11 protein-coding genes are annotated in these 12412 nt (G+C 43.0%); 4 read left to right on the top strand and 7 right to left on the bottom strand.

Annotated elements, in window-relative coordinates; translation table 11 throughout:
* Nucleotides 1-9: 9 nt before the first annotated feature.
* The 5 genes from mnmA to AXF18_RS03960 form a co-directional block, all read right to left on the bottom strand.
* Complete coding sequence (gene mnmA, locus AXF18_RS03980) at nt 10-1131, bottom strand: tRNA 2-thiouridine(34) synthase MnmA (RefSeq protein ID WP_049478958.1); 1122 nt, start codon at nt 1129-1131, stop codon at nt 10-12.
* A gap of 161 nt (nt 1132-1292) precedes the next feature.
* On the bottom strand, nt 1293-2684 hold the full coding sequence (argH, locus tag AXF18_RS03975) for an argininosuccinate lyase (RefSeq protein WP_049550179.1): 1392 nt from the start codon (nt 2682-2684) through the stop codon (nt 1293-1295).
* A 27-nt stretch (nt 2685-2711) separates the two neighbouring features.
* Nucleotides 2712-3908 (bottom strand): argininosuccinate synthase, encoded by a 1197-nt coding sequence (locus tag AXF18_RS03970; RefSeq protein WP_049550178.1) that lies wholly within the window; start codon nt 3906-3908, stop codon nt 2712-2714.
* Nucleotides 3909-3923: 15 nt separating this feature from the next.
* Nucleotides 3924-4730: an ABC transporter substrate-binding protein gene (locus tag AXF18_RS03965; RefSeq protein ID WP_065371502.1), complete on the bottom strand. Its 807-nt coding sequence runs from the start codon at nt 4728-4730 to the stop codon at nt 3924-3926.
* A gap of 279 nt (nt 4731-5009) precedes the next feature.
* Nucleotides 5010-5642, bottom strand: a complete 633-nt coding sequence (locus tag AXF18_RS03960; RefSeq protein ID WP_065371501.1) for a LysM domain-containing protein — start codon at nt 5640-5642, stop codon at nt 5010-5012.
* A 241-nt stretch (nt 5643-5883) separates the two neighbouring features.
* On the opposite strand from AXF18_RS03960, the gene sdaAB reads away from it, so the two are divergent.
* The 3 genes from sdaAB to AXF18_RS03945 are packed head-to-tail and all read left to right on the top strand — an operon-like array spanning nt 5884 to nt 8087.
* Nucleotides 5884-6555 (top strand): L-serine ammonia-lyase, iron-sulfur-dependent subunit beta, encoded by a 672-nt coding sequence (gene sdaAB, locus AXF18_RS03955; protein ID WP_065371500.1) that lies wholly within the window; start codon nt 5884-5886, stop codon nt 6553-6555.
* Between the two features lie 8 nt (nt 6556-6563).
* Nucleotides 6564-7436, top strand: coding sequence for an L-serine ammonia-lyase, iron-sulfur-dependent, subunit alpha (sdaAA, locus tag AXF18_RS03950; protein ID WP_000500029.1), 873 nt, complete (start codon nt 6564-6566; stop codon nt 7434-7436).
* A gap of 21 nt (nt 7437-7457) precedes the next feature.
* Nucleotides 7458-8087 (top strand): HAD hydrolase-like protein, encoded by a 630-nt coding sequence (locus AXF18_RS03945; RefSeq protein WP_065371499.1) that lies wholly within the window; start codon nt 7458-7460, stop codon nt 8085-8087.
* A gap of 95 nt (nt 8088-8182) precedes the next feature.
* On the opposite strand, the gene AXF18_RS03940 is transcribed toward AXF18_RS03945, so the two are convergent.
* Nucleotides 8183-10033, bottom strand: coding sequence for a nucleoside-diphosphate sugar epimerase/dehydratase (locus tag AXF18_RS03940; RefSeq protein ID WP_001035723.1), 1851 nt, complete (start codon nt 10031-10033; stop codon nt 8183-8185).
* A 75-nt stretch (nt 10034-10108) separates the two neighbouring features.
* Nucleotides 10109-10939: a glycosyltransferase gene (locus tag AXF18_RS03935; protein ID WP_065371498.1), complete on the bottom strand. Its 831-nt coding sequence runs from the start codon at nt 10937-10939 to the stop codon at nt 10109-10111.
* A gap of 221 nt (nt 10940-11160) precedes the next feature.
* Between AXF18_RS03935 and AXF18_RS03930 the strand changes: the two genes are divergently transcribed.
* Nucleotides 11161-12327 carry an MFS transporter gene (locus AXF18_RS03930; protein WP_065371497.1) on the top strand — a complete coding sequence of 389 codons (1167 nt, stop codon included), beginning with the start codon at nt 11161-11163 and terminating at the stop codon, nt 12325-12327.
* Nucleotides 12328-12412: the final 85 nt, after the last annotated feature.

Raw genomic sequence — 12412 nt, 5'->3', positions numbered from 1 at the left:
TAGAAAATCTTAAATGTACTGACAAACCTGTCCATCGCGGTAGGCATTGTCAATCAAACCGCCACCGAGACACTCATCGCCATCGTAAAAGACAACTGCCTGTCCTGGTGTGATGGCGCGTTGCGGTTCCGCAAAGATGACCTCTGCCTTATCTCCTTTGACATGTACTGTCACCTTAGAATCAGGCTGACGGTAGCGGAATTTAGCCGTACATTCTAGCGTAAATTCCTCTGGCATCTCACGAGTAAAATGAACTTGACTGGCTTCTAGGCTGGTTGACATAAGCGAATCATGGTAGAAACCTTGGCCGACATAGAGGATATTCTTGCTCAGGTCTTTTCCGACAACGAACCAAGGGGCATTGTCACCACCGTGTTGGCCACCGATACCGAGTCCGCCACGCTGACCAATCGTATAGTACATAAGGCCGGCATGCTCACCCATATCGCGACCATCCACAGTCATCATGCGACCAGGCTGAGCTGGCAGATAGTTACTGAGAAAGTTTTTAAAGTTCTTTTCTCCGATAAAGCAAATCCCTGTCGAGTCTTTCTTCTTAGCAGTCGCAAGTCCTGCTTCTTCTGCGAGTCTGCGAACTTCAGGCTTTTCCAAATGTCCCAATGGGAACATGGTTTTTTGAAGTTGTTCTTGCGAAAGTTGACTGAGGAAATAGGTCTGGTCCTTGCCATTGTCCACGCCACGAAGCATGTGAACGATGCCATCCTCATCACGCGCCACTCGAGCATAATGCCCAGTCGCTACATAGTCTGCACCCAAGGTCATAGCATAATCCAAAAAGGCCTTGAACTTGATTTCCTTGTTACACATAACGTCTGGATTTGGCGTGCGCCCTGCACGGTATTCCGCTAGGAAATACTCAAAAACGCGGTCCCAGTACTCTTTTTCAAAATTGACAGAGTAGTAAGGAATGCCGATCTGGTCTGCCACTGCAGCCACATCCTTGTAATCTTCGGTCGCCGTACAGACGCCGTTTTCGTCTGTGTCATCCCAGTTCTTCATGAAGATACCGATCACATCGTAGCCCTGCTCCTTGAGAAAGAGAGCCGTCACCGACGAATCAACACCACCACTCATCCCTACAACAACACGTGTTTTAGAGTTATCACTCATGGTAAGTCTCCCATCTATTCGTTTATTCACGATTGAAGGTCGTGTGTGCTTCAACGATTGAAGGTCGCTTGAGCAGTATTCATTATAACACGCTTGGTTAGAGAAGACAAGAAAGAGGTTGATAAATCACCTCAACCTCTCTTTCTTCCTTTGCAAACGAATCAATTTTCCCCTTTAAGTTCTTTCTTCGCTTGTTCTATCTGGTATTTCACTTGCTCAAAGCCGGTTCCTCCTAAGGAATTCCGTCTCTGAACAGCGGTTTCTGGGCGCAAGTAGATATAAATATCCTCTTCAATCAAGGGATGGTAGACTTGCAACTCCTCCAAATCCCAATCTTGGATGTTTTTACCATGCTTGATAGAGTCTAGAACCAATTTCCCCACTATTTCATGCGCTTCTCTAAAGGGAAGACCTTTTTCTGCCAAATAGTCTGCCAGTTCGGTCGCATTCGAAAAATCATTCTCTGTGGATTGCTGCATTTTGGCCTGATTAACCTGCATGCTCGATAGCATACCTGCCAGCACATCCAGAGAATTCAAAATCGTTTCTACTGTATCAAACATGCCTTCCTTGTCCTCTTGCAAATCCTTATTGTAGGCCAGAGGCAAAGATTTCATGACGGTCAATAGTCCAAGCAAGTGCCCGTAAACCCGTCCTGTCTTCCCTCGAATCAATTCGGCCATATCAGGATTTTTCTTCTGGGGCATGATAGACGAACCCGTTGAAAAGCTATCAGACAAGCTAATGTACTGATACTCAAAACTGCACCAATTGATGATTTCTTCACAAAAACGGCTCATATGCATCATCAAAATGCTGGCATTTGACAGAAATTCTAAGATAAAATCACGGTCACTCACTGCGTCCAAGGAATTGGTATAGGGTTGTTGGAAGCCCAGTAAATCACTCGATAATTGACGATTGATTGGAAAAGTTGTCCCCGCCAAGGCTGCCGCACCCAGGGGAGATAGGTCCGTATGTTTCATGTTAAATGCAAAGCGTTCGCTGTCCCTTTGAAACATATTGTAATAAGCCATGAGATGGTGGGCAAAGCTAATCGGTTGGGCGTGCTGCAAATGAGTATAGCCTGGCATGATGGTTTCCACATGTTTTTCAGCCAAATCCAGCAAAACACTGTTCAGATTCGCCAACTTATCCAAAACATGGCCAAGCTGCTCCTTTAGATATAAGTGCATATCCGTTGCGACTTGGTCATTCCGAGAACGAGCCGTGTGCAATTTCCCAGCCAGAGGACCGATTTTTTCTGTCAGCAACACTTCCATATTCATATGAATATCTTCATTTGCAATATCAAAATGAAGCTCCCCTGCCTCTAAATCTCGCAACAAAGCTTGCAGACCATCTTGGATCTGCTCTGCCTCTTCCAAGCTTAAAATGCCAGTCTGTCCTAGCATTTGAACATGAGCTAGGGAACCCATCAAATCAAATTTTGCCAGCTGATGATCAAAGGAAATACTCGCACCGAACTGCTCTACCCAATCTTCCACAGTGCCTTCAAATCGACCACCCCATAATTTTGTATTTTTCGGCATATCCCGTCGTCCCTTTCTATCGCATCACTACTCAACATTTTTCTGAACTTCTGAATAAACCTTAGTCGGAAGCCCCCAAAGCTTGATAAATCCAACAGCCGCATCTTGGTCAAAAGTATCCGCACTGGTATAAGTCGCCAAATTTTCATCGTAAAGAGAATTTGGAGATTTCCGAGCCACTACCTGAGCGTTCCCCTTATAAAGTTTAACTTTTGCAGTTCCATTGACAACTTTCTGTGTCTCCTTGATATAGGCAATCAAAGCCTGAGTTGCTGGGCTAAACCACAAGGCATTATAGATGAGATTGGACAACTCATTTTCGATAATAGGTTTGAAATGAGCCACTTCTCTCACAAGAGTCAAGTCTTCAATCTCCTTATGAGCTGCCAATAAAGTCACAGCACCTGGGCACTCATAAATCTCTCTTGACTTAATACCGACTAGGCGATTTTCCACATGGTCAATACGACCAACACCGTGTTTGCCCGCAATTTCATTGAGCTTTTGAATCAAAGCCACCACTTTCATCTTTTCTCCATTGAGGGAGATGGGCACCCCGCAGCTAAACTCAATGTCAATAAATTCTGGACTGTCTGGTGCCTCTTCTGGCGAAGATGTGATTCCAAATGCTTCTTCTGGTGCTTGGTTCCAAGGGTTTTCCAAAACACCACATTCATTTGCACGTCCCCAAAGATTTTGATCGACAGAGTAAGGATTGTCAAGGTCAGCAGGAACTGGAACACCGTTTTCTTTGGCATATTGGATTTCTTCTTCACGAGACCATTTCCACTCACGAACAGGCGCAACTACTTTTAAATTGGGATCCAAAGCTGCAATAGAGACTTCAAACCGAACTTGGTCGTTTCCCTTACCTGTACAACCATGTGCAATTGTGGTTGCCCCCGTCTGATGAGCTATTTCAACGAGTTTTTTTGAAATAAGAGGGCGACTCAGAGCAGATACCAAGGGATACTTCTGTTCGTAGTAGGCATGTGCCTGAAGGGCCACTAATACATAGTCATTAGCAAATTCTTCCTTAACATCAATGACATAAGACTCTACAGCCCCAACCTTGAGAGCTTTATCGTGGATGAACTCCAAATCTTTTCCTTCCCCCACATCCATACAAACAGCGATCACATCATAGTCTTTTTTTAACCATGTAATAGCAACTGATGTATCCAATCCACCTGAATAGGCTAAAATGACCTTTTCCTTACTCATTTCTCTTCCTTCTTTCTATTTTTCGATAGAGGCTTTAAAAGCATCGTCAATCAATTTGTCCAACTCCCCAGAATCCTTCAATTTCTGGATGGTTTTGTCAACCGCTTCTTTCAATTCCTTACTGTCTTTTTTCATCGCAACAGCGTAGGAATCTTCCTTGTCATTGTCAAAATCAAACTCAGCGATGGCTAGGTCTGGATTATTCTCTACAAATCCTTTCGCCACTGGTTCCTCAAAGATAACCGCATCTAGTTGCCCTGATTTCAAATCTGTTATCAAATTTCCATTTTTAGGAAGTGAAACGAGAGAAGAATTCTGCAAGGTTTCTTTGGCCAAAGTTTCCTGGATAGAACCTTTCTGCGCTCCAACCTTTTTCTGAGCCAAATCCTTCACAGATTGGTAATTCGTTAATTCAGATTTTCTTACGATAACCTTATTTTTCGAAGTGTAGTAGGGAATCGAAAAATCGTAAACTTGACTTCTCTCCTCCGTTTTGGAAACACCTGATATGGCAAGATCGGCCTTGCCCGAATCAAGACTAGCCAGTACATTGTCAAAACTCATTGGAGAGAATTCCACTTCTACACCTAGTTCCTTTGCGATGGCTTTGGCTAGTTCAACATCTGAACCTACAATCTGATTTTTCCCATCAACCAATTTCTGATATTCAAATGGAGCAAACTCTGGATTTAGGGCCACCACCAATTTTCCTTTAGCCTTAATGGCTTCAACACCTTGGGACTGACTGTTACTACAAGCAAACAATAAGGGAAACATAAGCAAACCAAACATCGTCATCAACACCTTCTTCACTTTATTCATAGAAGAGCCTCCTTTTATTTTTATACTCCATTATTGTATAAATAATACTCCTCTCATTTTCGTTTGTCAAGAAAAAAACTGTATTTTATTTCATTTAAATCAAGAAAAAACTCATTATATGATATATTTTTACATATAATAAGCTTATTTATACTATTTGAGTTTTAAAACAATTTGAAGAATTTAGTCGAAATTATACAAATAGAGCATTGCTGAGAAGATCGTTACACTTTTTGTTATAGAGAAACAAAAAAAGAGCCCTAAAGGACTCTTGTATTCTTAATACCAACCGTTGTTAAGCCAGAAGTTCTTGGCAGCTGTCCATGAACCGTAACGTTCTGCAACGTAGGCATCTGCTACACGTTCTTGATTTTCAGCTGAGTAGTCACCGTTCAAGTATGAATCTGTCAATTGGTAACGTCCGATGTAACGTCCGTTTGTAGCAGTGTAGCTACCACCTGATTCTTTTTGAGCGATCCATTCTTTGGCTTCTGCTTCAGAACCACTTACAGTAGAAGTTGCTGCAGTGTTGCTTTCTGCTGCTGGGGCTGCAGGAGTTGCAGGTGCAGCTGGGGCTTCATAAGTTGTTGTTGCTGCTGGAGCTTCTTCAACTGTTTCTGTAGCTACTGGAGCTGTTTCTTCCGTTGTTGCTGCTGGAGCTACAGTAGAAGCTGTTCCTTCGATAACCAAAACTTGGTCAACAAAGATAAGGTGAATATCTTTGATGTTGTTTTTTGCTGCCAATTTTTCAACAGTTGTATTGTACTTCTCAGCGATTTCTGAAAGAGTATCACCTGATTTAACTGTGTAAGTTACAGATTCTTGCGCAGATGCAAGTGATGGAGCAAAGAAAGCAAGCAAAGCTGCTACTCCTGCGATAGTTGTTTTAATTTTTTTAGTTGTTAATGACATATCTAAAAATTCTCCTTCCATTGGATATATCTATGATACCTTTTAAATGTTACCGTTGTTTAACGGTTTTATGTAGAAATATTACAAAAATGTTTTATATTTACCGTTTTATGGAGGTTTTTGTCACAAAAGACCTTATTTTATACTATCTTTAATCATTTTAAGCTTTTGATAAGGGAAATAAGCGCAGAGGTCCATTCTTTGATATAATAGATATAAGAATCTTTGTAAGGGGAAACAGATGCACTCACTTCGTTTTCAATCTGTCTTTGATATTATCGGACCAGTCATGATTGGCCCATCAAGTAGCCATACTGCTGGTGCTGTTCGTATCGGGAAAATCGTCTCTTCCATCTTTGACGATACGCCGACAGAGGTAGAATTCCAATTATTTAACTCATTTGCCAAAACCTACCGTGGTCATGGAACTGACCTTGCTCTCGTCGCTGGTATTTTAGGTATGGATACGGATGATCCCAACATTCCAAATAGCCTAGAGATTGCCCATAAACGTGGTATTAAGATTGTCTGGACCATTCAGAAAGATAGCAACGCTCCTCATCCTAATACCACTAAAATTACTGTGAAAAATGAACACAAGTCCATCAGTGTGACAGGAATTTCCATCGGTGGGGGAAATATCCAAGTTACGGAACTTAACGGCTTTGCTGTTTCTCTCAACATGAACACACCGACCATCATCATCGTGCATCAGGATGTTCCGGGTATGATTGCCCATGTCACTGAAGCCCTCTCTCGTTTCGATATCAACATCGCGCAGATGAATGTGACTCGAGAAAAAGCTGGAGAAAAAGCCATCATGATTATCGAAGTCGATAGTCGAAGTTGCGAAGAGGCGATTAAAGAAATCCGAAAAATCCCTCATCTCCACAATGTCAATTTCTTTAAGTAGGAGGAAACATGTTTTATTCTATCAAAGAATTGGTCGAGCAAGCGGATCTAGACTTCCAAGGAAATGTCGCAGAACTCATGATTGCGACAGAATATCAACTAACCGGTCGGGAACGCCCAGAAGTTCTCCTCCTCATGGAACGCAATCTAGAAGTCATGAAAGCCTCTGTCGAGCTCGGTCTCAGTGAAAACAAATCCCGTAGTGGCCTAACGGGCGGAGACGCGGCCAAACTAGACCGCCATCTCAAAAGTGGCAAAGCCTTGTCGGACTTTACCATCCTATCAGCAGCCCGTAATGCCATCGCGGTCAATGAACACAATGCGAAGATGGGCTTGGTCTGCGCTACTCCAACCGCAGGAAGTGCCGGCTGTCTGCCAGCCGTTCTCACTGCTGCTATCCAAAAACTTGACCTCAGCCACGAAGAACAGCTAGATTTCCTCTTTGCTGCTGGTGCCTTTGGACTAGTCATCGCAAACAATGCCTCTATCTCAGGCGCTGAAGGTGGCTGTCAGGCCGAAGTTGGCTCTGCCTCTGCCATGAGTGCCGCAGCCTTGACCTTGGCTGCAGGTGGAAGCCCCTATCAGGCTAGCCAAGCCATCGCCTTTGTCATTAAAAATATGCTAGGCCTCATCTGCGACCCCGTCGCTGGTTTGGTTGAAGTTCCCTGTGTCAAACGAAATGCCATGGGAGCTAGCTTTGCCTTTATCGCAGCAGACATGGCCTTGGCAGGTATCGAGTCTAAGATCCCTGTTGACGAAGTCATCGATGCCATGTACCAAGTCGGATCGAGCCTCCCAACTGCCTTTCGTGAAACAGCTGAGGGTGGACTTGCCGCTACACCTACTGGTCGTCGCCTACAAAAAGAAATCTTCGGAGAATAAGTTTATCTGTTAGGAGAAATCATGCCCTCTATCTCAGCTATCTTTTTTGATCTAGACGGAACCCTAGTTGACAGTTCCCTCGGTATCCACAATGCCTTTACCCATACCTTTAAAGAGCTAGGAGTTCCAAGCCCTGATGCCAAAACCATTCGTGGTTTTATGGGACCGCCCCTTGAAAGTAGTTTTGCAACATGTCTTCCCAAGGAGCAAATCTCGGAAGCCGTTCAAATCTATCGTTCTTACTACAAGAAAAAAGGAATCCACGAAGCGCAACTCTTCCCCCAAATAACGGAATTACTCCAAGAACTTTCACAAAACTACCCTCTCTACATCACTACAACAAAGAATACTCCTACTGCTCATGATATGACTAAAAATCTGGGAATCCATCATTTCTTTGATGGCATTTACGGTTCTAGTCCTGAAACGCCACACAAGGCGGATGTCATCCGTTACTCCTTGCAAACGCATCAACTCCCTGCAGACCAAGTCCTCATCATTGGGGATACCAAGTTTGATATGATTGGAGCCCAAGAAACTGGTATTAAAAAGTTTGCTGTTACTTGGGGATTTGGAGAAGAAGCTGATTTACTCAGCTATCAGCCTGACTGGATTGCCCATACCATTGACGATATCATTAAGCAACTATAAATAATACAACGATTTGAAATTACAGAGTAAAAAGGCCAAGGTCCTGTACAAACAGAATCTTGGCCTTTTATTTATAATTAGTTGATTAGTCACCCTTACTCAGCATGGGTTGTCTCATTTGCAAAGGAAATGATGGCTTCTTTGAGCTCATCTCCGCTGAGTGAACGGAATTCTTCAATCTTTTGATCAATGGCTTCTAGAGGCATGACGTTAACCTTACCAACGAAAATCTTGTCCATGACTTGGTTATCAACCAATTCGGTCGAAACCAAGAGTTCTTCATAGAGTTTTTCTCCTGGGCGGATACCGACCTCAACGATTGGAATTTCACTTTCAGTGTGTCCGCTTAGAAGAACCATTTTCTTAGCCAAGTCATAGATCTTGACTGGTTTGCCCATATCGAGGATAAAGACTTCTCCGTCCTTGGCATAAGCGCCAGCATGGATTACTAGACGGCTAGCCTCTGGAATGGTCATAAAGTAACGTGTCATACGGAAGTCTGTCACCGTTACAGGACCGCCTTCAGCAATCTGACGTTCAAAGACAGGAATCACGCTACCACGACTACCGAGAACATTCCCAAAACGAACTGCACAGTAGGTTGATTTGCTGCGTTGGTTAAAGCCAGTGACAATCAATTCTGCCACGCGCTTGGTTGCACCCATAACATTCGGTGGATTGACCGCCTTGTCAGTCGAAATCATAACCATCTTAGGTACTTTGGCTTCATCAACAGCCTTGGCAACATTGTAGGTACCGAGGATATTGTTCTTAAAGGCTTCTTTTGGATTGCGTTCCATCATCGGAACGTGTTTGTGGGCTGCAGCATGATAAACAATGGCTGGTTTGTACTGCTCAAACACCTGCAAGAGACGGTCATAGTCCTGAATATCTGCAATAACAGGAACATAATCAATTCCTTGGAATGTACGGATCAATTCATGATAAACGAGATAGATTGAGTTTTCACCATGTCCAAGCAAGACGATACGCTCGGGATTGAAACGGCTAACCTGACGACAAATCTCCGAACCAATCGAACCACCTGCCCCTGTCACCAGGATGGTCTTGCCTGTAATCTCCGTACCTAGACGCGATTCGTCGAGACGAATTTCCTGACGGCCCAAAAGGTCTGTGATATCAATTTTTTGGAAACCACTACCTGGTTGATGGAGTCCTTGAACGACTGTCTCAACCTTAGGCATCTTGTAACATTTGACGCCTAGCTTATTACACATCTGCAAGATGCGTTCGTACTCTGAAGGGTCAAGCGAAGGGATCGCTACGATGACACGCTCGATTTGGTGACGTTTAGCCAATTCAGGTAGATTATCATAAGAGCCCAAAACTGGGATTCCACCTAGTTTTTGTCCCTTTTTCTTTTCATCATTATCCAAAATCCCCACTAGCTCAAGGTCGCTAGTTGGATGTTGATAGCTGTTCATAAAGAGGGCACCACCATCACCAGCACCAATCAAGAAGGTCCGACGATGCTCTCCATCTCCACTACCTTTTTTACGTTTGGAATAAATCAACTGCCAAGTGATACGAGGAAGCAAGATGAGGAAGGTGCTCAGCAAAATGAAGAGCACGATGAAACGGATAGAAAATAGTGGAAGAAAGGCATAGCAGATTCCATAAGAAAGAACACTGCTGAGCATCACTCCGAAAAAGATTTTCATGAAATCCGTAATCTTACTGTAGCGACTAATACTAGCATTCAGCCCCCAAAATGCAATCATGATTTGATAGAGGAGGAAGGCTAAAAGAGTGTAGATTACATAATCCACAGGCGCAGGATTTATAAGGCCATAAAACAAGATATAAGATACGATGATGGAAACCACCATACTCAGAATATCGAATATCCCCCAAAATACTTGTTTTTGCTGTTTATTTAAAATTTCAACCAGATCAATCACGTAATCTGTTAGTTTTTTATTCATAGGAATTTACTCCCCCTTAAAAGAGTCAGATGATACTGTTGTTATGATAACCTGAATCATTCAGTCTATCGGGGCTTACTTTCTCTTTCTTAAAAGTTTGACGAAGATAAACTGACGTACAAAGCCTGGACAAAGTGCAACAATTGCCTGAATGGCTACACTTTTAGCATATTCCATGTAAGAAATTTGCCCTCGCTCAAGCATCCGTTGGCGAGCTTGACGATAGAGTTTAAGGTAACGTAAGCCACCTCGACGCTCAAACATCCCTGCACCGACACGAACCTTACACAAGATTTGATCTAGGTTCCCAGTCTTGGCACCTGCAGCAATCATATTGAGCCAAAGGAGGTCATCCTCCATGTAAAGGCCATCTTCATAGTTGCCTGCCTTGAGGACCATGCCCTTTTTAAACATAACTGTCATATGGTTAAAGGCGCTTCTCATTCTCTGATAAGCCACAATGTCTGCATGCTGAGTTGGAACACGACGATAAGAAACAATCTCATCTGGATTGTCAATGAACTCTGCGATATGCCCGCCTAAGAGATCGAGATCTTCTTTCTCCATTAGCTGAAGCTGTTTCTCAAAACGATCCGGAACGGCTAAATCATCCGTATCCATGCGGGCAATAATGTCATACTGGCACTGTAAAACACCGTATCGAAGAGCCAAGCCTAAACCTTGATTTTCTTCTAAGGGGCACCGTTTAACTGGAATGTCTGACTGAGCTTCCACTTCATCTAGCACCTGATAGAGTTCGGGCGTGAGCGGCCCGTCCTCAACAAGAACAAGTTCACTCGGTTTCAAGGTCTGGTTTTGAACACTTTTAATAGCATCTTTTAAAAACGTCGGATTTTCCTTTACATAGACCGACATCAAGACGCTGATTTTTTGCTTTTCAGGCACAGTTTTTCTCCAATGTATAGATTTCCTTCCACTATTTTATCACAAAATTTCCTAGTTTCCTATTTTTATATCAAATCAAGGAAAATTCTAGTAAAGAAATCTGTCCCTTTTCACTTTATTTTCACTTCCATTGATTGATCTGTCTTGGCTATCATTACTTGACATTATAAGGAAAAAACCTTAAAATAAGCTGTTATTAAAATCATCCTATCGAGGTTTTTATGAAAAAACAATCACTCTTTTTTGTTCTAGGAATTGTCTTAATCGGGACTGTTTTACGATCTCCTTTTACTGCTCTTCCAACCATTTTAGGAGATATCGCTCAGGGGCTAGGAGTGGAGGTCAGCTCTCTTGGAATTTTAACCAGTCTGCCGCTCTTGATGTTTGCTCTTTTTTCGGCTTTTGCGAGTCGCTTGGCACAAAAAATCGGGTTGGAACATCTCTTTACTTACTGTCTCCTCCTCTTAACTGTTGGCTCTGTCATTCGGATTTTCAATCTTCCCCTTCTCTATCTAGGGACCCTAATTGTGGGAGCAAGCATTGCGATCTTCAATGTACTCCTCCCAAGTATGATCCAGGCAAATCAGCCTCAAAAAATCAGTTTCCTAACAACTCTCTATGTCACTGCCATGGGAATTTCGACAGCTATCGCTTCTTATCTTTCGGTCCCTATCACCCAAGCTAGTTCTTGGAAGGGACTCATCCTCGTTCTCAGCTTTCTCTGTCTGGTCACTCTGCTAGTCTGGTTACCAAATCATCACAACAACCACCACCTAGAAAGCAAAAAAGAAAAGCAAGTCAAAGAGAATATTCTAAAAAGTAAAGATGTCTGGGCTATCATTATCTTTGGCGGGCTTCAGTCATTGCTCTTTTATACAAGTATGACCTGGTTGCCAACTATGGCTGTTAGTGCTGGTATTTCTAATAGTGATGCGGCTCTCCTTGCTTCTATTTTCTCACTGATCAGCATTCCTTTTTCAATGACTGTTCCAAGTCTGACGACTCGTCTATCAGATGGTCACCGTCGAATCATGCTGGCAATTATCTCTATCGCTGGTATGATAGGAATTGCCATGCTCTTGTATCCAACCAATAATTTCCTCTACTGGTTAGTCGTCCATCTCTTGATTGGAACGGCCTGCAGTGCCCTCTTCCCCTACCTCATGGTTTGCTTCTCACTTAAGACCAGCTCGCCTGAAAAGACTGCGCAACTCTCAGGCCTGGCGCAAACAGGGGGTTACATCTTAGCGGCCTTTGGTCCTACCTTGTTTGGTTACAGCTTTGACCTTTTCCAATCTTGGGTTCCAGCTGTCCTTGCCCTTCTAGCCGTTGATATCATCATGACCATCTCACTCTTTATGGTCGATCGGGCTGATAAAATCCTCTAAACTTCTAGTTTTTACTAGAAGTTTTTTATATATAAAATTTTTACACATATTTCTTGACAGGGCTTTCAACTTGAGATACAATATA

Source organism: Streptococcus sp. oral taxon 064, assembly GCF_001683375.1.
GTDB lineage: Bacteria > Bacillota > Bacilli > Lactobacillales > Streptococcaceae > Streptococcus > Streptococcus oralis_S.
Note: the sequence above shows the minus strand (reverse complement) of the source record. Positions and strands in the feature narration are given on the sequence as shown.